A 24,100-nucleotide genomic window follows, 5' to 3' on the forward strand; every position below is an offset into this window, starting at 1 on the left:
ACGGCTAAAAACAACAAACCCCGCGACATGCGGGGTTTGTAATCTGTTCTGAGGCTAAGTTAAAAATCACATCGCCGGCATCAGTGCGGTAACAGACTCTTCGTTGTTCACACGGCGAATGGTTTCACCTAAAATATTAGCCACAGATACTTGACGAATTTTTTCGCACTCCATCGCATCCAAAGATTGTGGGATGGTATCGGTCACCACAAGCTCTTTTAATTTTGATTTGCGAATATTTTCCACCGCAGGGCCTGACAATACCGCATGCGTAGCATAAGCAGTAACGCTTTTTGCACCATTTTCCATTAAGGCAGCGGCCGCTTTACACAGCGTACCAGCGGTATCGACCATATCATCAACAATAATACAGTCACGACCTCTAACATCACCGATAACATTCATTACCTGTGACACATTCGCTTTTGGTCGGCGCTTGTCGATAATGGCTAGGTCGGCATCAAGCGCCTTAGCAACAGCACGAGCTCGCACTACACCGCCCACATCGGGGGAAACCACCGCGATATTTGATACCTCAGAGCCCGATTGCGCCAACATGTCTTCAACCAGTACCGGCGAGGCATAGATGTTATCAACAGGAATATCGAAAAATCCTTGTATTTGATCGGAATGCAGGTCAATGGTGATCATACGATCAGCACCGGCTACGGTAATCATATCAGCGGCCAAGCGTGCTGTAATCGGCACACGCGCTGAATGCGGACGACGATCCTGACGAGCAAAACCGTAATAAGGCACAACGGCGGTGATGCGTTTTGCTGATGCACGTTTAAGTGCATCAATCATCACTAGCATTTCCATCAAGTTGACAGCAGGCTCAGGCGTACAGGTCGGTTGCAATACATAGACATCTTTACCACGAACAGATTCGGTGATTTGAACCATGATTTCGCCGTCACTAAAACGACCTACATTTGCTTGACCCAAGGGTTGGTCCAGGTAGAGGGAGATTCTCTCGGCAAGAGTGACATTCGCATTACCCGCAAATATCATGACGCTTTTGTTAGCCATATAATGGCAGCTCCTGTGGAGGAATAGAATTCTTTATGCGGATGAGAGATGGCTGGGCTGGAAGGATTCGAACCTTCGCATGACGGGATCAAAACCCGCTGCCTTACCGCTTGGCTACAGCCCAATATCTCTGTCCGAAGACAGGTGCGTATTATGCCAAGATCTGACAAAACTGCAAGCGCATTTTTAAAAAAACTGTAAAAAATTTGTCTTTATCAGGACGAGTTGTATGGCCGGACACCCTACAAATCACACAAACAAAAAAGCCAGCAATCATGCTGGCTTTTTCAAAACAACAACCCACTGTGTATTAAGCGATAGCTTTAATACGTGCGTTGATACGGCTCTTAGAACGTGCCGCCTTGTTCTTTTCAATGATGCCTTTACGCGCCATTTTATCTAACTTAGACTGCGCTGCTACAAACAAGCTACGCGCTTGCTCTTTGTCACCACTGTTAATAGCTGCTAATACTTTTTTAACGGCTGTACGCATATCTGAACGCTGTGATGCGTTACGTAAACGACGAACTTCTGCTTGCTTAGCGCGCTTTGCTGCTTGTGCTGTATTGGCCACAATATTCTCCAAAAATCGGTAAAAATCTAAAGTAAACCTGGGTTTTATTTAAGTTGTCAGATTCACAACTCAGCCAGAAAAATACCATAGGGTTTGAAAGGATTGCGTGATTATACCTGTCTTATCCACAAGGTCAAGCGATGAGACACAATTATTCGCGATGATAAGGATGATTTTGCAATACCGACCAGGCCCGATAAATCTGCTCGGCCAAAAGGACTCTCACCAAAGGATGCGGCAGTGTTAAATGTGACAAGCTCCACATCCAACTCGCTTGCTCACGAATCGACTCATCTAAACCATCCGGACCGCCTACTACCAGCGCGATGTCCTGGCCACCGCCCAACCATTCAGCCAGCTTATCAGCGAGTTTTAGCGTGGTGGGCTGGACACCTTTTTCATCCAGCACAATTAAGCGCGCCTGCTTTGGCACAGCGGCCAAAATACGCTTGGCCTCCTCAGTTTTGTATTGGGCAACCGAGCCTGTCTTTCCCCTCAGTGCCATGGGTAGTTCAATCAAATTCAAGCTACAGCTTTTAGGTAGGCGTTTGGCGTAATCTTGGTAAGCGTCTTGCACCCATTTAGGCATTTTCTGCCCCACACAAATCAAATGAATAATCATGATTATGCGTGAGACGAATCCGCCACTGGCTTAGGAGCGTCGTCTTTAACCTGCCACAACTTTTCTAATGAATAATAGGCGCGAGCCTGCTCGGTCATAACATGGACTACTATATTGCCATGATCTACCAGCATCCATTCTGGCTGTGGGCCACTTTCGGCACCCAAACACGGATCATTGGCTTCCTTAAAGGCTTGCTCCACCATGCCACCAAGGGCTTTAACATGGGTGGTTGAAGTACCAGTCGCCACCACCATACAATCGGTAAAACTCGCCAAACCAGTCACATCAATCACTTGAATATCTCGGGCTTTGCCATCGTCAAGTGTTTTGGTGACCAGCTCAATTGCTGCATTTAATTCCATAGCTATCCTTTTGATAGAGCTTGTTTGTATAAATAAAATCTTGCACCGCACTTGGCACCAAGCCGTCGATGGGGTGATTATGTTGGATTAAATCACGGATTTGCGTCGCGCTCAAATCCAATTGCGTAACCGCCAAATCCAGCAACTGCCCCGCGGGTTGCGAAAACACGCGCACTTGCCGTTTTGCCAACAAGTCGGCAAGCTCGCCCGTATCCGGCAGTTGCTCGCCTGGGCGATGCATAATCGCAATATTGGCCAGGGTTAAAATTCGTTGCCATTGGTGCCAGTGTAAAAATTTCGCAAACGCATCCACCCCCATCATTAGCACCAGGCCTGCTGCTGGAAAACGCTGTTTAAGGCGGGTTAAGGTATCGACCATGTAAGAAGGCCCTTGTCGATCTAACTCGGTTGAATCGAACACAAATGCCGGCTGATCAGCAATGGCCAACTTCACCATCTGAGCGCGCTGTGTTGAAGACACTTGGGGAATCCCACGATGAACCGGTTGATAGCAAGGAATAAAATGAATGCGCGTTAATCCCAGCTGTTCTAACACATCTTGGGCGGGGCGCAAATGACCATAATGAATCGGATCAAAGGTGCCACCAAACACACCCATCCATTCGATGTTTTGTTTATCGACTTGCTTAGCAGGCCTGGTTATTGCCACTCGCATCCCTTAGTATAATGTGATGAATTCTCGTATTATACCTCACGACCGGCATTGCAGTGCCGCTGAAACCCCGTTGGGAATGCTCTATCTAGTAACCCAACAACAACAACTATGAACATCAACTAACTTGGATTATTGGCGAATATGACCGTCACCCAGCACAATGTATTTCTGCGAGGTTAAGCCTTCTAAACCAACCGGGCCACGGGCGTGGAATTTATCAGTACTGATGCCGATTTCCGCCCCTAAACCATACTCAAAGCCATCGGCAAAACGGGTTGACGCATTCACCATCACCGAACTCGAATCCACCTGCGCCATAAACTGACGTGCCTTGGTATAGTTTTCGGTAATAATGGATTCGGTATGCGCCGAACTGTATTGCGCAATATGTTCAATCGCCATCGGCATATCAGTCACAACTCGAATCGATAACACCGGCGCTAAATATTCGGTTGCCCAATCCTCATCGGTTGCCGGCTTCGCGTCAATCAGCGCACAGGTTTTGGCACAACCGCGCAACTCGACACCTTTTTCTTGGTACAGCTTGGCCAATTCAGGCAACACCTCTGCAGCGCGCGATTCGGCCACCAATAAGGTTTCCATCGCGTTACAGACGCCATAACGATGGGTTTTCGAATTATAGGCAACCCTTATCGCTTTTTCCTTATCGGCATCATCATCAATATAGACATGACAAATCCCGTCTAAATGCTTAATCACCGGCACGCGCGCGTGTTCGCTAATGCGCGCAATCAAGCCTTTGCCACCACGTGGGATAATCACATCAACATATTTAGGCATCGCAATCAACTCACCCACCGCTTCTCGATCCGTCGTTTCCACCACTTGCACCGAGGCTTTAGGCAGACCGGCTTGCTCCAATCCGGCTTGAATACACGCCGCCAAGGCACGATTAGAATACCCCGCTTCCGACCCGCCGCGCAAAATCGCCGCATTGCCGGATTTTAAACACAAGGCCGCGGCATCAATCGTCACGTTTGGACGCGACTCATAAATAATCCCCACCACACCCAGCGGCACACGCATTTTGCCAACTTGAATACCGGACGGACGATAGCGCAAGTCGGTGATTTCACCAATCGGATCCACCAGGCCGGCTATTTGACGCAAACCTTCCGCCATCTGCGCCACACCTTTGTCCGTAATTGCTAACCGATCCAGCATGGCATCATCCAAACCGTTGGCCTTGCCCGCTGCTAAATCCTTGGCATTATCGGCTTTTAAAAACGCAGCTTGTGCTTCTAATTGCGACGCCATTGCTAATAAGGCATTATTTTTCTGCTCGGTGGTTGCCGTCACCAACACCCGCGACGCCGCTCGCGCCTGCTGACCTAAATTCTGCATATAGTCTTTAATATTCATTGCGATCTCTTTTTGTTGTGTTCATTACGAATCTAGCCATTTTAGCGCTATTAATAAAGCATGCCAAACAACCACAGGGGAATTTTGCGCTCAGAACCCACTTCAATCGAGTCTAGCGCTAAATAAGCGTCACGTTCGACTTTTTTAACTGGCTAAAATCCTTCGATTTCCCCCAATTTCAAACACCCATTTTTCGTCCACCACAAAATCACCTTGCTGCGCAAAAAATTCGACCACCTCAAATAAACTGACGTCTTTGAAAACCGCATGGTCACAGGAAATATAAAGAGTTTGTGACGGGCTAAAAGGTTGCAGCAACAAACCTAAGTACAAGCTCCTGGCGTTATCGAGTAAATCTTACATGACTAGGTAATCTGCCGACTTAATTAAGTAAAATACAATTTACTAAAAACAGCTGTTTTAGTAAAACGCAGTTTACATTATCGTCAACAAGGAAAAATCAATCGAGAAGGAGTAACGGCTCAAAACTTGACAAGTTGGGTTAACCCAGACTTTAAAATCAACTCACCTTAATCTCAAAAGACCAGGCTTTTAAGGAATATGTTTCGCAAGGTTTGAAGCTTACTAATCTGAGCTAAATTTTGATAGACAAACGGCACGCTTGGCGCAACCCGTTACAAATAAACTGATTACCGCAAGAAAGGCTAATTTTTTAAACATGATTTTTCACGACAAGAAAAAACCAGACCAGGCCTGGTTTTAATAGTAGGAGTTATTAGAACTTATAAATTAAACCAGCCGCAAAAATACTTGAATTAACATCACTTTCACCAGCAATAGAATCCATATAGGTATAACTCAAACGGTAACCAACTTGATCAGTAAGTGCTCCTTGATAGCCAGCACCCAATAAAAATCCAGTACCTGACTCGTCATTGCTAATCGATATTCCACCTGGCGCTTTTATTTCAAAATCAATTTTTGAACTATGCAAGCCACCTTTAATATAAAAATCACCAAAAAAATAATTGGCTGAAATATCAAAACCGCTTACCTCAACGCTTGATCTTAAACGCAAACCTGCAAAATCACCGCTTAAGACGCGATAAGTACCGTCATAACTACCGGTTTTAAAATAGCCGGCCTCAAGTGCCAGGTTGTCTGTTACAAAATGCCCAACATGAATACGAAAAACACTTGAACCTTGATCTAATTTACCTGATACGTCTCCCTCTGCCTCATCTCTAAGGAATCGTAAGGTCTCCTTCAGTTCTTTATCACGATCAACACTTGCAACACCTAAATCCAAACCGATGTAGGTCTGCTGTGCTTGCACAGGCGCAACAAACAAAGCAGCCAGAACGGCTGATGCTAATAATTTAGTTTTCATGTTTTATTCCTTGATTAAATTAACAATTCAATCGAAGCAAAACTTGCCTGCTCCGTATTCGGAGCAAATATAGGCGTTTTTCATTAGAAAATCAAGCTCCGCTAACGGAGCAATTAACTACTCATGAATTTAATCGGTAATAGCATTCGTAAACTTAGAGAGGAGCAGGGATTAACCCAAGACCAATTTGCCGCACGCTGTAACTTAATTGGCTGGGATATTTCGCGGGGCACGCTAGCCAAGATTGAAGCTAAAGTTCGGCGTATTACCGATATTGAAGTAGCCTTACTGTCTAAGGCGCTAAAGAAACCCATTCAAACACTATTTGAAACCAGGCCTGGTGACAACTCCAGCGATCGAAACCCTGACTAACGAGCAATGCTAACCAGCAAATCCGCCAGCCCTAACCAGGGATCACCGAGTTGTAGACCTTTGATTTGACGATCAATTTGATAGGCATCGATTAACAGTCGATGCCAAATTTTCAGCGGATGACGCGATAAGGCTTGGCGGTATTCGGCCTGTTTGGCTGACCAAATCCGCTGTTCTTTCATCGCAAGATTCAGGTTACTGGCTTGCGCCAACTCAACTAAAGTCCGTAGTTCTTTGGTGAGCAACCACAACACAATCGGCGCCTCAGTACCTTCTTGCTGTAATCGGTGCAGGACATGTAATGCCTGCTTGGCCTCCCCCATTAATACCAAACTACTCAGTGCAAACAGTTGGTAATGAGCTTGATCCACCACCTGCTCGGCAATGTCTTGCGCACTAATCACCTGACCAGCCGGATAACGCAAGCTCAGCTTCATCAGTTCCTGCTCCGCGGCCAGCATATTGCCTTCGACCCGTTCGGCAAGCAATGCCGCCGCTTCAGTATCAAGCTGCAACTGTTGCACGCGCGCTTCTTGCTGACACCAACGCACTAATTCCGGCTGTGCCAGCGGTTTGGCCTGCACAACCAGGCCTGCTGATTCAATAGCCTGCGCCCATTTCGCTTTCACTTGGCGACTTTCTAAACGCTCACAATAAATTACAAGCACACAATCTTGTGGCGGTTGCTTACACCAGTTCAACACGAATTGACTGCCGGGCGTGCCGGGATTGCCTGTTGGCATCGCCAGTTCAATCAAACGTTGATCGGCAAACAAGGAGCCGGTTTGGGTTTCCATTTGCAGGCCTTGCCAATCAAACTGCGCATCGACATCATAACGATCTCGCTGCAAAAAACCCTGCGCTTTAAAGGTCTGCCGTAAAGCGTCGGTTACGCGGCGGATATACAGCGGTTCCTCGCCATAGACCAATAGAATCGATGGATGGCGCCATTGGCCTTGATGAAGTTGTTTAAGAAAGGCCGACGCAATTAGCATTAGCGCGCCGGCCCTTGCGGTATTGACGAATCCGCACCCTCTTGCGGCAATTGTCGACTAATGCGATCTAGAATGTTTCGCGCCAATTCTTGCCACATGGGCTCCTCTAAATCGCGACGCTCTCGTTCCGCGGCTAAACTGGCAGCGGGATCAAGTTGCAGATCACGCATGACCATCACCTGGGTGTCTAATAACAGGGTTTCATTGGCGACATCATGCAACCGAATCGCCTGGGTCATCCGAATCAACTGGCCAGTAACTTCACCCGCTTGATTGCGGGCACTGGTACTGGTTCGTGTTTCATAGCCCCCTAATTCCAAATGGTAGGGCGCCTGGGCAAGACTGCTGACCCGCTCGACACCGGCAGCATCCAACTGTTGATTCAGTGCCGCCATTAATCCCGCGGGGACACTGCCAGTAACATACAAGAACTCAAGGTTTAACTGACCGCCAAACCCGCCAACACCCCGTAAACGAAAGCCACAGCCGGATACCCCAGCCAGTGTTCCGGCAAACGTCCCGGCCACCAGGCCTGCTAATAGGCTGCGACGCGATAAGTTCATTACGCCTCCTTAACCACAAAATTGACTAAACGACCTGGCACCAAAATTTCCTTAACCAACTCCTTGCCATCGATGAATTTGTGTACCGAGTCCTCTGCTTTGGCGGCCGCCAAAATCGCGGCTTTTTCGGCATCCTTCGCCACCGCAATTTTGCCGCGCAGCTTGCCATTGACCTGCACCATCAGTTCAATCTCATCTTGCACTAATGCAGCATTATCAACCTTCGGCCAAGTCACATCCAATACCAGACCTGGTTGTCCGAGCTGTTCCCATAATGCCTGGGTAATATGCGGCACCATCGGTGACAGCATCAACACCAATAATTCCAAGGCTTCTTGCATCAGCGCGCGCCCTTGCTCACTGTCGTCTTCAAACTTAGCCAACGCGTTCAACAATTCCATACAGGCAGCAATCGCAGTATTAAACTGCAAACGACGGCCTATATCGTCGGATACTTTTTGTAGGCTTTCATGCAGTTTTAGACGCAAAGCTTTTTGCTCTTTGCTAAGCCCCTCATTCGACTGGCAGGCCACCACAACTGGTGATGTTTCAACATGCTGATGCACCAAACGCCAGACGCGGTTTAAGAAACGATGCGCGCCCTCAACCCCTGAATCCGACCATTCCAAACTCTGCTCTGGCGGCGCGGCGAACATAATAAACAAGCGCACGGTATCGGCACCGTATTTTTCGATTAAGCCTTGCGGGTCTACCGTATTGCCTTTCGACTTGGACATTTTCGCGCCATTCATTAACACCATGCCTTGAGTGAGCAGATTTTTAAACGGTTCATCCGAGTTTACCAAGCCGACATCACGCATCAGCTTGTGGAAAAAACGCGCGTACAACAAATGCAAAATCGCGTGTTCAATGCCGCCAATATATTGATCGACGGGTAGCCAATAATTCGCTCGCTCATCCAACATCGCCTGATCGTTATCGGCACAGGCATAACGCGCGTAATACCAAGAGGATTCAAAGAAGGTATCAAAGGTATCCGATTCGCGCTTGGCCGCTCCACCGCATTTTGGACAAGTACAGTTTTGAAAACTGTCGAGTTTGGCCAAGGGCGAACCCGCCCCATCCGGCACCACATCTTCGGGTAAGCGCACCGGTAAATCCTGTTCAGGCACTGGCACCGGGTCACACTCGGCACAATAAATCATCGGAATCGGGCAACCCCAATAACGCTGACGTGAAATACCCCAATCGCGCAAACGGAAATTGGTTTGTTTACGCCCTAGATCTTTAGCACCCAATAAATCCGCCAACTTATCCATCGCTGCATTGAAATCTAAGCCGTCCAGTTCGCCGGAATTAAATAACACGCCGCGCTCGGTATAAGCCTGCTCCGATACATCCACCGAATCTTGATCCGCTGGACGAATCACCGGCTTAATCGGCAGACGGTATTTTTGCGCAAATTCAAAATCGCGCTGGTCATGCGCCGGTACCGCCATCACCGCGCCGGTGCCGTAGCCCATTAAGACAAAATTCGCCGCCCAAACGGGTACAACCTCGTTGCTAATCGGATGACGGACACGCAAGCCGGTATCAACGCCCTTTTTCTCCATGGTTTCCATGTCGGCTTCGGCGGTCGAAATATGTGAGCATTCCTCAATAAATTGCGCTAAGGGTTCATTTATTAAAGCGGCCTGTTTGGCCAATGGATGATCCGCCGCCACCGCGACATAAGACACCCCCATTAAGGTATCAGGGCGGGTGGTATAGACCTTAAGCGTGGCATCAAAGCCGTCAATCGACTCAACCAACGGGAACTCAACCTCCATCCCGGTCGATTTACCAATCCAGTTACGCTGCATGGTTTTAACCTGCTCCGGCCAGCCTTCCAACTGTTCTAAGTCTTGTAAAAGTTCATCGGCATAATCGGTAATTTTCAAAAACCATTGCGCGATTTCTTTACGCTCAACAGGCGCACCCGAACGCCAGCCCTTGCCATCAATCACCTGCTCATTAGCCAAAACTGTTTGATCGACTGGATCCCAATTCACCACCGATAACTTGCGATAGACCAAGCCTTTTTCATACAGCTTGGTGAACAACCACTGCTCCCAACGATAATAGTCCGGTGAACAGGTCGCCACTTCACGCGACCAGTCATAACCCAAGCCCAGCTGCTGCAACTGGTTACGCATATAGTCCATATTGTCATAGGTCCAAGCCGCCGGGGCGACCTTGTTTTGCATCGCCGCATTTTCTGCCGGCAAACCAAAGGCATCAAAACCCATCGGCTGTAATACATTTTTACCTAACATACGCTGATAACGCGAAATCACATCGCCAATGGTGTAGTTGCGCACATGCCCCATATGCAAACGCCCGCTCGGATAAGGAAACATCGACAAGCAATAATATTTTTCTTTAGTAGGATCTTCGGTGACTTCAAAGACTTTTTGATCCTGCCAAACTTGCTGAATCGCAGCTTCTAGTGTTTGTGGTTGATAGCTCGCAGTCTCGTTGGCGTGTGCACTCATGATTCCCAATTCCTAAATTCTTTGCGGTATGATAAAAGTAATCGCGCCATTATAACAAAACAATCTCAAACCTTCTTAAAGCTAGGAGTTAGCCATGTCACTATCCAATAAATTACAAGCCGCCTATAACAGCCTGACCGACCAACTGGTTATGCGCATGAAAGCAGCTGAGGATGTGAGCCTGCATTGGCTGGGCGAACAATTAGATCACTTGCAAAAAAATGCGCAAGAATTAGGTTCCGAAGTCGCCGTGCTAACCGAGCATGAACTTAACGAAGTGCAAGACATCTTACAACGTGATATCGAACAAGCCGCCGAATATTTGGAAGGCAGTGGTCAGGGGCTAGACGCTTTTATTGAAAATGATTGGCCATTGATTGAGGGCATCTTATCGGAAAAAGCCTTATCGCTCGCCGATCCAAGCCAGATTCATCACTTAAAACTGCGTTTACAAGCGGCACTCGCTGCAAGTAAATAAACAGCAATAGCCTGTTAGCTAATACTATCGAAAAACTTGCACAATAAATCGCCGCACTTATACGACACTATAATCAATGTTGAAATTAATCAAAGGTCGTTGGTATGTTGTCTCTGCGCAAACTCATGGTCGGGCTTGGCCTCGGCCTTCTCACATCACCACTTATCGCGACTGAACTGCCGGCAGGCCTGCTACAACAAGCGCAGATTACGCCTGGCTTTATTAGCGAACCGCGGTTTTTTCCAACCGATGATCGCCGCCTACAATATCAAGCTATTGGTACGGGACAACAAACTGTTCTCCTACTGGGTGGCGGCCCGGGCTTTAGTAGCTGGAACCTCACGCCGATTCAACAATACTTAAGTGCCGATTTTCGGGTGCTGTTAATGGATATGCGCGGTATTGGATCGAATAAACACCCTGACGACCAACCCGGCGCCCTCTTAGCTCAATGGCTTAAAGACCTAGAGCACTTACGCCGTTACGAACAGGCCGGCCAATTTATTTTGATTGGCCATTCTTGGGGCGCGCTCATGGCGCAACTTTATGCGCAGGCCCACCCCACGCGGGTGCAACGACTCATTTTATTAAATCCGGTTGACCCCGAATTGACCGCCTTAACCACCCTCACCCAGCAGATAGATGCCAAACGCCAGGAATGGGGCTTAATAACGGAACCGGATGATCCGTTTGAGCTGATTGAAACCCGCGCCATGACCGAGGCCGAGATGGTTAATCAACAGCTCACTCAAGTACTGCCGACCTATTTTTATCAACAAGAGCAAGGTCAAGCCTATTCGCAATGGTTTAGCCGTGATGATTTTGAACTGGCGGTTAACCATGCGGTGTGGCAAAGCTATCGTCAGCAACCACTGGATAAAAATCAAATGACTGAGATAGCCAAACGTCGCGCGATTGAATGGGTTGGCTGTCGTAATGACATTTTAATGCCCGGGGCACTCACCGGCTACCAGGCCTGGTTCCCGAACCTATCCTACCAACAACTTGAACACTGCAATCATTTTCCGTGGGAAGAACAGCCGCAAGCCTTTTATGCCGCACTGGATAACGCGCTGACCAACCCGCCACCCGAGGATGATTACAGTGATTTAACCGAAGCCGAGCGCGCTTGGTTATTAGATGATAGTGGCCTTGATGAAATAGCCCGCGCCTTGGATGCAACCAAACGCTACCCGCGTTTTAGCGAGCCATTTAGTTTAGAAAAAGACTATTACATGACCAACCATATTGAGCTTGGCTCAAATGCGCTTCAGGATGGCTGGGGTGTATTAACCCAATGTCATTACAACTTGGATCCGGTCGGCAAACTGCAAATTGTTTACAATCCCGATCGGACCGAAAATATTCGCATTGTTTCTGATGATGGCATTGCAATGGCCTGGGTTGAAGGACCTACGGTACAACTCGATGACATTAAACGCGGCGCCAATATTTGTATTGAAGCCGACACTCACGCCTTGATTGAACGAGACGATAGCTATGTGATTGAACGCGGACCCTTTATGCGCCGCTTTCTAGATGGCTTTTATCCTCTGCACGTCAAACTATCGGTCAGCTGGAACGACCTGCCACTCATTGCCACCAATATGAGCCCACCACCACAAACCGGGGTTTATTTGGAACAAAGCGCCGAGGAAGTTACTATCGACTACTGGTTCCGCGGTGAACTGCGCACAGAACTGGTGTTACAGCGGCAGTAATTACAATGTCATCACCTTCGCCCAAATACCGGTGACATCGTCGCAGGCCTGCTGATACAGCTTACGCTCAACCAGGCTGGCGTCCTTTTGTAAAGCCAGACGATGATAGGCACTGCGATAGCTACGATAATGGTCTTGGAGCATTTGCACCTGATCGGCTGGCAGTAAATCCACCGCTTTGAGCGCATCTAAAATGCGCATATTATCGGAATATTCCGCTAACGCTGGGTAACGGGCGGCATAGGCCAAAACCCAGTATTGCACCATAAACTCAATATCGACAATCGCGCCGACACCATGCTTTAAATCCAGCCAATGCGCATCCGATTTATCCAAGGCCTCGCGCATTTTTCTGCGCATCGACACCACTTCTTCTCGCACCAAATCACTGTCACGCGCTTGGGTCAAAAAGCTCGAGCGGAAGGTTTCAAACGCCTGACAATTGGCCGTACTACCGACCATCGCCCGCGCACGAATTAATGCCTGATGCTCCCAATTCCACGCCTTTTCTTGCTGATATTGTGCAAAGCCATCCAAACTGGATACCATCATGCCGCTAGCACCATTCGGGCGCAAACGGGTATCCACCTCATATAACTGCCCAGCGGGCATCATCGTAGTTAACACGGAGATAATTTTTTGACATAGTCGAGTCAGAAACGGGCCATGCTCCAACGATCGCGCACCATTGGTGCGCCCCGTTGCGGCAATGCCATGATATAAAAACACAATATCCAGATCCGATCCGTAACCTAGTTCAATGCCGCCCAGCTTGCCATACCCCAAGATCATTAATGGCGAACTATCGCAACCTTCCGGTAAGCCATGTTTCGCGGTCATGGTTTGCCAGGCATAATCATGGCTAACCTGCAGCACCGCCTGCGCAATCCAGGTTAAATAATCACTGACTTTCATCACCGGCACCTGGCCGGTCACATCGGCGGCGGCCACTCTAAACACCTGTGCATGACGCCAATGGCGTAACTGCAACATAAAACGTTCTTCATCATCACTGTATAAGCGCTGCAGCTCGCCAGCTTCCCTTAATAGCTCAGACAAGCTCAATGGTCGATACAAACTGCGCAAATCCAACAATTGATCCATCAACGCCGGGTATTTGACCAGCATTTCAGTTAACCACGGACTCACTTCACACAGAATTAACAGATGAGTTAAGGCCTGCGGATTTTCTTTCAGCAACACCAAATACACACTGCGGCGAACCACGGCTTCAATCACCGCCAACACCCTCTGTAACGCGACCTCTTGTTGCTCCCGTTCAGCCAAAGCCTTTAATAACAGCGGCATAACTTGCTCTAGGCGCGTGGTTGCTTCACTGCTCATATGACTTAACGCCCGCGTCTTTTTAAACTGGCGCAAGAGATGCAAAATCTCGCCAGGATGACGAAAACCAAATTGGGTCAAAATAACCAACGCGTCATCTTCCAACGGCCCCTTCCAAGCCTGTGCCAGTGCATCGGTTAAATCACAAACATCCGCCTCTTCGGCAAACACATCATCAAAATGCCGTTGAACCAAATTGCGATGTTGATTCAGTACCGCTAAAAACGCAGCATAATCTGCAAAACCCATGGATTCCGCTAGCATCTGTTGCTGGTAATCGGTTTCTGGCAAATCATGGGTTTGCTGATCATTCCAGGCCTGCAAACGGTTTTCCGTTAAACGTAAAAACCTATAGGCTGTTGCCAAATCAGCCGCATCGGATTGGACAATATAGTCTTGCGATGCCAGATAATCCAAAGTGGGTAGCAGTTGACATGCTTGCAAATTGCGATCCCGCCCACCGTGCACCAATTGAAAGGCCTGCACGATAAACTCGATTTCACGAATACCCCCGCGTCCCAACTTAACATTCGACTCCATGCCTTTTTTGCGCACTTCGGCCATAATCATCCGTTTTAGGTCGCGCAGAGAATCCATCGCGGTGTAATCGACATAACGGCGATACACAAATGGCCGCAAAATATCAAACAGCTCTTCTGCCGAGTCGACAGGACCCGCAATTGCCCGTGCCTTGACCAGCGCATAACGCTCCCAAGCCCGGCCATGCGCTTCATAATAATGTTCCATGCCGGCAAAACTAATCGCTAGAGGTCCCGCATCGCCAAAAGGTCGCAAGCGCATATCCACCCGATACACGATGCCATCTTCAGTCATTTCAGTGAGTGATTTATTCAGCGCCTGACCCAGTTTGCCAAAAAACTGGTCATTCGATAACTGCCGAGCGCCATTGGTACTGCCCGCTTCGGGATAGACAAAAATCAAATCAATATCCGACGAAAAATTCAGCTCATGACCACCCAGCTTGCCCATACCAATAATGACCATTTTTTGCGGCAAACCCGATTCACGTCCAATTGGCTGCCCAAATTTTTGCGCGAACACCGGTTCCCAATAGGCTAAAGCGCCACCCACTAAGCCATCGGCCAGTTCAGACAAGCTACGTAAGGTTTCTGTTAAGCTCGCCGCCCCCGCCAAATCGCGAATGGCGATACTGACCATGATTTCGCGGCGCAGTTCGCGCAGCACTTTTACCAATTCCGCATCGCTGGTCACCTGGGCTAATCGGTCTAAGCAATAGCTTTTTACTTGTTCGGGCTGCCAGGCCTGCTGATAGTCGCGAGTGGCTAACTCTGGCACACGCGCCAGCTCGCGGGTTAAATACTCACTCCAAGGTTGAAGTAAATGCGGGCTGGTTAAAGCATCAGGACGAGATAGGTTAAGCGACAAAGACATGCGTACTCCTTATTAAGGCGATTTCTTATAACAGTATAAACGAGGTGATGCACTTTCGCCGAGCTAGCAAATGTCGTTTAAAACTAATTAATGGGCAACACAGACTGACGCATACATCGCAGTAACAACCTGAGGTGCTTCATCAGCTGCCCCACCACTCGCACCACTTTGAAACCTGTCGCACCAATATTAAATATAATTCGCAACAAATTAGCAAAACAATGCCGAAACAAAATAGACATTTAAAACAAGTATATGTTTTATTTAGTTTTTTAAAATTTAGGCACAGTAACCGCTAAACAATCATCGAGATCTTTTTTTTAACTCCATTTTTAACCGGTTTTGTACAAAAAAAACCCAAAGACCGCGTTAGAAATGTTTTTTAGAGGTTACTAAGTATGAAACTTATAGTGGCAATTATCAAACCCTTCAAACTCGATGATGTGCGCGAAGCACTCCATGAAATCGATGTTCACGGGATGACTGTTACAGAGGCGAAAGGTTTTGGACGCCAAAAAGGCCATACCGAAATTTATCGCGGCGCAGAATACGCAATTGAATTTTTACCTAAAGTTCGCCTAGAAATTGGGGTTGCCGATGACAAGGTCGATACCGCTATTGAAGCCATTGGCAACGCGGCTCGTACTGGCAAAATCGGCGACGGCAAAATTTTTGTTATGCCTATCGAGCAAGCTATTCGGATTCGTACCGAAGAGTCTGGCGATGTTGCGCTGTAACGCTCAATACTAAATTAGCAGAAGGAATTTTATTATGGAACAACAAGTCATCGAAGTCAGTTATGCACTCGATACCTTTTACTTCCTCATGGCCGGTGCATTGGTTATGTGGATGGCTGCCGGCTTTACCATGCTGGAAGCAGGCCTGGTGCGTAGCAAAAACACGACAGAAATTTTGGCCAAAAACATTGGTCTATTCTCAATCGCCTCATTAATGTACATGATTGTTGGTTACAACATTATGTATGGTGAAGGTGTTAACAGCATCATCCCAAGCCTAAGTTTCTTATTAGGTGGTGACAACACGCTTGAAGAGGTTGTTGCTGGTGAAGCTTATTACTCAAACCTAGCGGATTTCTTCTTCCAGGTGGTATTCGTTGCAACCGCGATGTCGATTGTTTCAGGTGCGGTCGCTGAGCGTATGAAACTAATGTCATTCTTCGCATTTGCGGTGGTATTAACCGCTGTGATCTATCCAGTACAAGGTTATTGGACTTGGGGTGAAGGCTTCCTAGACGAGTTAGGTTTCTCTGACTTCGCAGGTTCAGGTATCGTTCACATGGCCGGTGCGGCTGCCGCTCTTGCTGGTGTATTGGTACTAGGTGCTCGTAAAGGCAAGTATGGTCCAAACGGTGAAGTTCGTGCGATTCCAGGTGCTAACATGCCTTTGGCGGCACTAGGTACGTTCATTCTATGGTTAGGTTGGTTCGGCTTTAACGGTGGTTCACAGTTACAAATCACCACAGTTGAAGATGCGAACGCCGTTGCCGCTGTATTCGTAAACACTAACTTAGCAGCAGCAGCGGGTGTTATCGGTGCGATGGTAGTCTCTAAGATCCTATTCGGTAAAGTTGACTTAACCATGATCCTTAACGGTGCCTTAGCAGGTCTGGTATCTATTACGGCAGAACCTCTAGAGCCTTCACCATTAGGTGCTGCGATTGTTGGCTTCATTGGTGGTGCAATTGTTGTCTTCGCTATCCTTGCTTTGGATAAGAAGTTAAAAATTGACGATCCAGTCGGTGCGATTTCAGTACACGGCGTGGTTGGTATTTGGGGCCTTATCGCGGTGGTATTCAGCAACGGTGATGCCAATATCGTATCGCAATTGATTGGTATCGCGGTGATCTTCAGCTGGGTATTCCTTGCTAGCTTACTAACCTGGTTGGTGATCAAAGCTATCATGGGCGTTCGCGCGACTGAAGAGCAAGAATACGAAGGTTTAGATAAGTCTGAATGTGGTATGGAAGCATATCCAGAGTTCAGCAACAAGTAATCTAACTAACCTTAGCCTACTAAAACAAAAACCCCATCCTAGTGATGGGGTTTTTTTTGGCGTTTTATCGATGTTTATAAATTACGGATTTTATAGAGCAGTTCTAACCAACGCATTTTTAAACTCGGCTTATATTCAATCGGATGCTTAAACTCTAGTACCACAGGCTGGGTGGTCGGATTAAATAAATCGTGCTGCGGCCAAGCCATAATATCTTCATATTCAAATCCCGTATCCAGTGCCACCAACTGCCAGGGTAACTCCTGATCACGCGCTTTGACGTGTGCGCCCTTAGCATCGAAAGTCACCGGCCACTTACCCACCACAATCACCTCTTTGGTTTTGCCAGATTCCATCCAAATGCGTACTACTTCTTCCTCCTGCAGCAAGGTGCCATAAGGTAAAAACAAATAATTAGCCTCTAAGCTGGCCACAGAATAGTCGGTTAACGGCGGACCCGGCGGAAACTGAAAATTACAAAAACCCTTGCTACAACACGACATACTGCGCACTCCTTGATAGCGTTTCAGCATCATTATAGTTTATTTTTTTCACCATCTTGTTTTCGGGTGTCCCTGCCCGCATAATTCGCCATTATCCTTCTGAGCATGCCATCTTGTTCAATTTAAAATTAGAGTCCGCGTCTATTAATATCGCGATTGACGCCCTTGTCGATCAAGGTTGGTTTTTTTGGCAAAATGCCATTCCCAGATCACTTTGTGATGCTTTATATTTTGAACTACAACAACGCCAACAGGATGGTGAGCTGCAACAAGCCGGTATTGGACGCGGTCAAGAACACCAGCTTAACCAACGCATTCGGCGCGACGCCATTCACTGGCTAGAACGTCAAACCCCCGCACAAGCACAATACTTAGATCTGATGCAACAACTGCAACTCGAACTCAATCGTCAATTATTTATGGGCTTATTTGAATACGAAGCACACTTTGCGCTTTACTCTCCCGGTGATTTCTACAAAAAACATCGAGATAGTTTTCGTGGTGCGGCCAATCGCATGGTCACCAGTGTGACCTATTTGAATCCCACTTGGCAAACTGACTGGGGTGGTGAACTCGTGCTTTATAACGAAGAGGATACACAAGAACTTGCACGACTTATGCCGCAATCTGGCGCGCTGGCGCTATTTATGAGCGAGCAACTACCGCATGAGGTTTTACCCACACAGCAGGATCGTGCCAGCATCGCCGGCTGGTTCCGCTGCAATACATCAACCCATGGGATTGTTAACCCACCTAGCTAAAATTGTGTTGTGTGATGAGACACGCAAAACATCATAATCCCTCGCACCTCTTTATAAACGCTTGTTATAATTAACCACATTTTTACTCAGACACGAATAAACAGATCATGGATAAACATTTCGACCCCACTACGATTGAAGCCAAGTGGTATCAAGCTTGGGAAAACGCCGGTTATTTCTCACCCAATACTGACTCGGCTAAAGCCCCATATTGCATTATGATTCCACCACCTAATGTGACCGGCAGCCTGCACATGGGCCATGCCTTTCAAGACACGATTATGGACACTCTGATTCGCCTCAATCGTATGCAAGGCAAACCTACCCTGTGGCAACCGGGCACCGACCATGCCGGCATCGCCACACAGATGGTGGTAGAGCGTCAACTGGCCAACAAGGGTTTAAGCCGTCACGATCTTGGGCGTGACAAATTTATTGATGAAATCTGGAAATGGAAAACTGAATCCGGCGGCACGATTACCAAACAGCTCCGCCGCATGGGGACATCACCTGACTGGAGTCGCGAACGCTTTACGATGGACGATGGTTTATCAAACGCCGTTAAAGAAGTATTTGTGCGTCTGCATGAAGAGGGTTTGATTTATCGTGGTAAACGTTTGGTCAACTGGGACCCGGTATTACACACCGCCGTTTCTGATCTAGAGGTTATCTCAGAAGAAGAACAAGGCAGTATGTGGCATTTACGTTACCCGCTCAGCAACGGTTCAGGGCATTTGGTGGTCGCAACCACACGTCCAGAAACCATGCTCGGTGACCAAGCAGTGGCGGTACACCCGGAAGACGAACGCTATAAACATCTGATTGGTCAAACCATCACCTTGCCATTGGTTGGTCGTGAAATCCCGATTATTGCCGACGATTACGTAGATCCGGCGTTCGGAACGGGCTGTGTCAAAATCACCCCGGCACACGACTTTAACGACTATGAAATGGGCAAGCGTCATAACCTACCGATGCTCAATATCTTTACCCAAGACGCGGCGATTAACACGGACGCGCCAGAAAAGTATCAAGGCTTGGATCGTTATGAAGCGCGCAAACAAATCGTTGCCGATCTTGAAGCGCTGGGCTTAATGGAAAAAATCGCGCCGCATAAACTGATGGTGCCGCGAGGCGACCGCACTCATGCGGTGATTGAGCCGATGCTGACCGACCAATGGTATGTCGCGGTGCAAGAACTGGCCAAACCTGCGATTGACGCGGTGAAAAATGGCGATATTGAATTTGTACCGAAAAACTGGGAAAACACCTATTTTGAATGGATGAACAATATCCAGGACTGGTGTATCTCGCGTCAAATCTGGTGGGGACACCGCATCCCCGCTTGGTATGACGACCAAGGCAATGTCTATGTCGGACGTGATGAAACCGAAGTCCGCGCCAAGCATAACCTAGGCGACCGTCCGTTAAAACAAGACGATGACGTACTGGATACCTGGTTTAGCTCCGCGCTTTGGACCTTCTCCACCCTCGGTTGGCCAGAACAAACGCCGGAACTGGCAAAATTTCACCCAACTTCGGTATTAGTCACCGGCTTTGACATTATTTTCTTCTGGGTTGCGCGGATGATTATGATGAGCTTGAAGTTCACTGGGCAAGTGCCGTTTAAACAGGTGTATGTCCATGGTTTAGTGCGTGATGCCGAAGGCCAGAAAATGTCGAAGTCAAAAGGCAATGTTCTCGATCCGATCGACTTAATTGATGGCATTGACTTAGAAAGCCTAGTCAATAAACGCACCTATGGCATGATGCAGCCGGAAAAAGCCGCTAAGATCGAAAAAGATACTCGCAAGCAGTTTGCCGATGGCATTCCTGCTTTTGGCACGGATGCGATACGTTTTACCTTCGCGTCACTCGCCTCAACCGGCCGCGATATTCGCTTTGACCTAAACCGTTGCGAAGGCTACCGCAACTTCTGCAATAAACTCTGGAATGCCACCCGATATGTATTAATGAACACCCAGGGCTTTGATACCGGGGTCGACGAATCCGCGCCAGTGGAATACTCACTGGCGGATCGCTGGATCGTGTCGCGATTACAAACCCTGCAAACCGAAGTGGTGCGTCATTTCGAGCAATACCGTTTTGATTTAGCCGCCAACCTACTCTATGAATTCACCTGGAATGAATACTGTGACTGGTATTTAGAATTAGCCAAGCCAATTTTAAATAAAGATTCATCTGATGCCGCCAAACGAGGCACCCGTAAAACCCTGGTGCGGGTCCTCGAAAGCCTGCTCAGACTGTTACATCCTGTGATGCCGTATATCACCGAAGAAGCCTGGCAAGCGGTCGCGCCTTTGGCGGGTAAACACGGTGCAACCATAATGCTACAACCTTATCCACAAGCGGATGAAAGTAAAATCGACACCGCAGCGGAAGCCGAGCTAGACTGGGTAAAACAGTTTATTATGGGGGTGCGTCGTATTCGTTCGGAAATGGATATTGCCCCTGGCAAACCCTTGCCAGTGCTACTCACCAAAGTATCTACCCAGGACCAGGCCTGGTTAGACCATAACCGTGTATTCCTGATGACGCTGGCAAAATTGGAGTCGATTGAGGCCTTGGCAAACGAAAGTGATGCGCCTGAGTCAGCCATGTCATTAGTTGGTGACATGAATATCTTAATTCCGATGGCTGGCCTGATTGATAAAGAAGCCGAACTTGTCCGTTTGGACAAAGAAATTACTAAGCTCAATACTGAATTTGAACGCTTAACCGCCAAACTCAGTAACGAAAGCTTTGTCGCTCGCGCGCCCGAAGCGGTCGTCGCAAAAGAGCGTGAAAAACTTACCGATATTCAATCGGCCCTGACTAATTTGGAGCAACAACATGACAAAATTCGAGCACTTTAATCGCCGCACCCTGAGCGCAATTATTCTGGCCGGTAGTTTGCAATTTGGCGTAATGACCAGCCCTGCGCTTCAGGCTCAAGAGTTTACCCATTACGTAAGTGATGCCGTCGAACAACCAATACGCCGTGGTGCCGGTGTAGAGTTCCGCATTGAACGGATGTTGCCACCAGGAACCCCCCTTAAAGTTCTAGAAACCAGTGATGGCTGGTCACTCGTTGAAGCTAATTATAATAACCGCACATCACAAGGCTGGATTCATCAGATTTCAATTCAAAATCAACCGCCAGCACGGATATTACTCAATGAGCAACGAGCGCGTTTTTCCGACCTTGAAAACCGCTTTAATGAACAGAGACGTGATTATGAACAACTTCGCGTTAACCATGACGTGGTTGCAACCGAGTTAACGGAACTAAAACAAGCGCATTTTGAAGCGCGTCGTGAACTCGAACAAATCCGTGAAATCTCAGGCCAAGCGGTTGAGTTGGATGAGCAAAACCGTGAAATGCGTCAAATCATTAATGAACTAGAAGCTCAGCAGGTGATTATGCGCCAACAAATTGCCCAAGCGGGTGATGCGGTTAAACGCCAATGGTTTTTAACCGGTGCGGGTGTATTGTTATTAGGTTTGTTATTGGGTCGTTTCTTTAGAATTCCAAAACGTCGCGGCAGTTGGGACAGTGTGTAATCACGACTAACACCACTGTAGTCGCTTACAAAAAAGGCACGATAAATTTATCGTGCCTTTTTATTAAATATAAGACTTGCTATAAATGATTAGTTGCCTTGCAATAACGCCGGAATCAACTCTTCAGCAGGCACAAAACCTGGCACCATCTGACCATCATCAATAATCATCGTCGGCGTACCCGATACATTAAAGAACTGTGCCGCTTGGAAATGCGACATCACCGGATTTTCACAACGCTGGGCTTCAGGCTCTAAGCCATTTTTAGCATCATCCATCGCCTTAACCGGATTTGCACTACACCACACCGACTCCATTTTTGCAAAGCTTGGTGTACCAGGACCCGAACGTGGAAACGCCAAATAACGCACTTCAATACCGGCTTCATTTAGCTTTTCAACCTGATTATGAAAGCGCTTACAAAATGGGCAATCAATATCTGTAAACACTGTTACCTGACGCTTGGTTTCACCTTTGGCTTTAAAAATAATCATCGAGTTTGGATCAATCGCCTTCAAAGCATCTAACCGTGCTTGCTCTAAGCGCTGTTCGGTTAAATTCACCCCTTGCTCAAGATTAATTAAATTACCGTTAAACACATGTTTACCATCAGCCGTCATATAAAACACCGTGACGCCTAAGACCACTTGATACAAACCTGGAACCACGGTTTCTTGGATATCCGCCGCGGGCGCACCCGGTGCCATTTGTGATAATACTTGTTGAATACGTTCTTTGTCGGCCATGGCCGGAACCATCGCACTGGCGCCCATTAGCGCGGCTAATGCCAGCGTCTGAAACGATCTAATCATAAATAAGTCCTCTAATCCGGCTAACCGCGCGGATGATGTTGTTGATGAAGCTGTTTTAAACGTGCCTTCGCCACATGCGTATAAATTTGCGTGGTCGATAAATCGCTATGTCCAAGCAATAACTGCACACTGCGTAAATCGGCACCATGGTTAATTAAATGCGTAGCAAACGCATGACGTAAACCATGGGGAGATAGTGTACCAGTGAGACCCGCCTGTTGCGCAAGATTATGGATACGATGCCACAATGTTTGTCGCGTCATTGGCCGACCGACTCGTGAGATAAACACCTCATCAAGCGTCGCACCTGGTTTCAGCAGGCCTGGTCGTGCGCGCGCTAAATACTGGGCCAGCCAATCTTGCGCCCACTCCCCCAGCGGAATAATCCGCTGTTTATTACCCTTACCCACCACCATTAGCAGGCCTGCTGTTAAATCAACCTGCGCCAAAGGCAGGCTGACCACTTCCGAAACACGCAATCCCGTAGCATACATCAGCTCTAAAATCGCTCTATCTCGCAAACCTAAAGACGAATTTACATCGGGTGCCGCCAGGAGTGCGGTTATGCTCTGCTCAGACAACACCGTAGGAATCGATTGTTGGCGTTTCGGCGCCTGCAGTTGTTGCGCGGGATGGACCGACAACCAGGCCTGGTGCAACGCAAACTTATACAAACGCTTAATGGCCGCCAAACGCCGAGCGAGCGTTTGCGGTTTCGCTTCCACCGATAAACCCGTCAGATACTGGCGAATATCTGCTTCTTGCCAGTTGAGCCATGCGGTCGAGCTTAACGCCGGCTCACCACCCACCCGCAGAACAAAATCGCGCAAATCCCGCTGATATGCCTGCTGAGTGGCACGGCTTAAGCCTTGGGCTAAATGTAAATAGCGCATAAATGCGGCTAAGGCTTGATCAAATGGCATAACAAATGTACCGCTCCTAATCAGGTCATTGAAAAAATAGGGGCCTAGCCTTGGCATTACTCGCTTTGGCATTATACAAAAAACCCCGGTTAGCATGCCTGCTAACCGGGGTTAATCTGTTACCACCAATAGAGCTTCTT

22 protein-coding genes and 1 tRNA gene are annotated in these 24,100 nt (G+C 47.9%); 8 read left to right on the forward strand and 15 right to left on the reverse strand.

Annotated features, from left to right (window positions below):
• Positions 1 to 66: 66 nt before the first annotated feature.
• The 8 genes from THICY_RS07000 to THICY_RS07040 form a co-directional block, all read right to left on the reverse strand.
• Positions 67 to 1,032, reverse strand: coding sequence for a ribose-phosphate pyrophosphokinase (locus THICY_RS07000; protein ID WP_013835916.1), 966 nt, complete (start codon positions 1,030 to 1,032; stop codon positions 67 to 69).
• A 49-nt stretch (positions 1,033 to 1,081) separates the two neighbouring features.
• A tRNA-Gln gene (locus THICY_RS07005) sits at positions 1,082 to 1,156 on the reverse strand.
• A 186-nt stretch (positions 1,157 to 1,342) separates the two neighbouring features.
• Positions 1,343 to 1,606, reverse strand: a complete 264-nt coding sequence (rpsT, locus tag THICY_RS07010) for a 30S ribosomal protein S20 (RefSeq protein ID WP_013835917.1) — start codon at positions 1,604 to 1,606, stop codon at positions 1,343 to 1,345.
• Between the two features lie 151 nt (positions 1,607 to 1,757).
• A complete protein-coding gene (gene rlmH, locus THICY_RS07015; protein WP_013835918.1) occupies positions 1,758 to 2,228 on the reverse strand; it encodes a 23S rRNA (pseudouridine(1915)-N(3))-methyltransferase RlmH in 471 nt (156 codons plus the stop codon).
• A 2-nt stretch (positions 2,229 to 2,230) separates the two neighbouring features.
• A complete protein-coding gene (gene rsfS, locus THICY_RS07020; protein ID WP_013835919.1) occupies positions 2,231 to 2,593 on the reverse strand; it encodes a ribosome silencing factor in 363 nt (120 codons plus the stop codon).
• Positions 2,571 to 3,269, reverse strand: coding sequence for a nicotinate-nucleotide adenylyltransferase (gene nadD, locus THICY_RS07025; RefSeq protein WP_013835920.1), 699 nt, complete (start codon positions 3,267 to 3,269; stop codon positions 2,571 to 2,573). Before nadD ends, rsfS begins: the two co-directional genes overlap by 23 nt.
• 129 nt (positions 3,270 to 3,398) lie before the next feature.
• Positions 3,399 to 4,652, reverse strand: a complete 1,254-nt coding sequence (locus tag THICY_RS07030; protein WP_013835921.1) for a glutamate-5-semialdehyde dehydrogenase — start codon at positions 4,650 to 4,652, stop codon at positions 3,399 to 3,401.
• A 736-nt stretch (positions 4,653 to 5,388) separates the two neighbouring features.
• Positions 5,389 to 6,003, reverse strand: a complete 615-nt coding sequence (locus THICY_RS07040; protein WP_013835922.1) for an outer membrane protein — start codon at positions 6,001 to 6,003, stop codon at positions 5,389 to 5,391.
• A gap of 123 nt (positions 6,004 to 6,126) precedes the next feature.
• On the opposite strand from THICY_RS07040, the gene THICY_RS07045 reads away from it, so the two are divergent.
• A complete protein-coding gene (locus THICY_RS07045; protein WP_013835923.1) occupies positions 6,127 to 6,375 on the forward strand; it encodes a helix-turn-helix domain-containing protein in 249 nt (82 codons plus the stop codon).
• Here THICY_RS07045 and holA read toward each other — a convergent pair.
• The 3 genes from holA to leuS are packed head-to-tail and all read right to left on the reverse strand — an operon-like array spanning position 6,372 to position 10,428.
• Positions 6,372 to 7,370, reverse strand: coding sequence for a DNA polymerase III subunit delta (holA, locus tag THICY_RS07050; RefSeq protein ID WP_013835924.1), 999 nt, complete (start codon positions 7,368 to 7,370; stop codon positions 6,372 to 6,374). The genes THICY_RS07045 and holA overlap by 4 nt on opposite strands.
• Positions 7,370 to 7,933 (reverse strand): LPS-assembly lipoprotein LptE, encoded by a 564-nt coding sequence (locus THICY_RS07055; protein ID WP_013835925.1) that lies wholly within the window; start codon positions 7,931 to 7,933, stop codon positions 7,370 to 7,372. The genes holA and THICY_RS07055 overlap by 1 nt, the downstream gene beginning before the upstream one ends.
• Positions 7,933 to 10,428, reverse strand: a complete 2,496-nt coding sequence (gene leuS / locus THICY_RS07060; protein ID WP_013835926.1) for a leucine--tRNA ligase — start codon at positions 10,426 to 10,428, stop codon at positions 7,933 to 7,935. The genes THICY_RS07055 and leuS overlap by 1 nt, the downstream gene beginning before the upstream one ends.
• 94 nt (positions 10,429 to 10,522) lie before the next feature.
• On the opposite strand from leuS, the gene THICY_RS07065 reads away from it, so the two are divergent.
• Complete coding sequence (locus THICY_RS07065) at positions 10,523 to 10,906, forward strand: zinc ribbon-containing protein (RefSeq protein WP_013835927.1); 384 nt, start codon at positions 10,523 to 10,525, stop codon at positions 10,904 to 10,906.
• A gap of 104 nt (positions 10,907 to 11,010) precedes the next feature.
• Positions 11,011 to 12,627, forward strand: coding sequence for an alpha/beta fold hydrolase (locus THICY_RS07070; protein ID WP_013835928.1), 1,617 nt, complete (start codon positions 11,011 to 11,013; stop codon positions 12,625 to 12,627).
• Here THICY_RS07070 and glnE read toward each other — a convergent pair whose 3' ends face one another.
• Positions 12,628 to 15,384 (reverse strand): bifunctional [glutamate--ammonia ligase]-adenylyl-L-tyrosine phosphorylase/[glutamate--ammonia-ligase] adenylyltransferase, encoded by a 2,757-nt coding sequence (gene glnE, locus THICY_RS07075; RefSeq protein WP_013835929.1) that lies wholly within the window; start codon positions 15,382 to 15,384, stop codon positions 12,628 to 12,630. It abuts the gene before it with no gap.
• A 398-nt stretch (positions 15,385 to 15,782) separates the two neighbouring features.
• Between glnE and THICY_RS07080 the strand changes: the two genes are divergently transcribed.
• Together THICY_RS07080 and THICY_RS07085 are read left to right on the forward strand one after the other, a co-directional pair.
• A complete protein-coding gene (locus tag THICY_RS07080; protein WP_013835930.1) occupies positions 15,783 to 16,121 on the forward strand; it encodes a P-II family nitrogen regulator in 339 nt (112 codons plus the stop codon).
• 34 nt (positions 16,122 to 16,155) lie between these two features.
• Positions 16,156 to 17,397, forward strand: a complete 1,242-nt coding sequence (locus THICY_RS07085; RefSeq protein ID WP_013835931.1) for an ammonium transporter — start codon at positions 16,156 to 16,158, stop codon at positions 17,395 to 17,397.
• A gap of 74 nt (positions 17,398 to 17,471) precedes the next feature.
• On the opposite strand, the gene THICY_RS07090 is transcribed toward THICY_RS07085, so the two are convergent.
• Complete coding sequence (locus THICY_RS07090; RefSeq protein WP_013835932.1) at positions 17,472 to 17,900, reverse strand: hypothetical protein; 429 nt, start codon at positions 17,898 to 17,900, stop codon at positions 17,472 to 17,474.
• 113 nt (positions 17,901 to 18,013) lie between these two features.
• Between THICY_RS07090 and THICY_RS07095 the strand changes: the two genes are divergently transcribed.
• The 3 genes from THICY_RS07095 (at position 18,014) to THICY_RS07105 (ending at position 22,225) form a co-directional block, all read left to right on the forward strand.
• A complete protein-coding gene (locus tag THICY_RS07095; RefSeq protein WP_013835933.1) occupies positions 18,014 to 18,661 on the forward strand; it encodes a 2OG-Fe(II) oxygenase in 648 nt (215 codons plus the stop codon).
• Positions 18,662 to 18,768: 107 nt separating this feature from the next.
• The gene (locus THICY_RS07100; RefSeq protein ID WP_013835934.1) at positions 18,769 to 21,537 is read left to right on the forward strand and encodes a valine--tRNA ligase; all 2,769 of its coding nucleotides are present in this window, start codon (positions 18,769 to 18,771) and stop codon (positions 21,535 to 21,537) included.
• On the forward strand, positions 21,515 to 22,225 hold the full coding sequence (locus THICY_RS07105) for a TIGR04211 family SH3 domain-containing protein (protein ID WP_013835935.1): 711 nt from the start codon (positions 21,515 to 21,517) through the stop codon (positions 22,223 to 22,225). Before THICY_RS07100 ends, THICY_RS07105 begins: the two co-directional genes overlap by 23 nt.
• A gap of 89 nt (positions 22,226 to 22,314) precedes the next feature.
• Here the strand turns inward: THICY_RS07105 and THICY_RS07110 are convergent, their stop codons facing one another.
• Both THICY_RS07110 and xerD read right to left on the reverse strand, forming a co-directional pair.
• A complete protein-coding gene (locus THICY_RS07110) occupies positions 22,315 to 23,037 on the reverse strand; it encodes a DsbC family protein (RefSeq protein ID WP_013835936.1) in 723 nt (240 codons plus the stop codon).
• Between the two features lie 20 nt (positions 23,038 to 23,057).
• Positions 23,058 to 23,960 carry a site-specific tyrosine recombinase XerD gene (gene xerD, locus THICY_RS07115; RefSeq protein ID WP_013835937.1) on the reverse strand — a complete coding sequence of 301 codons (903 nt, stop codon included), beginning with the start codon at positions 23,958 to 23,960 and terminating at the stop codon, positions 23,058 to 23,060.
• Between the last annotated feature and the right edge of the window lie 140 nt (positions 23,961 to 24,100).

The sequence above is a fragment of the Thiomicrospira cyclica ALM1 genome (assembly GCF_000214825.1).
Taxonomy (GTDB): domain Bacteria; phylum Pseudomonadota; class Gammaproteobacteria; order Thiomicrospirales; family Thiomicrospiraceae; genus Thiomicrospira; species Thiomicrospira cyclica.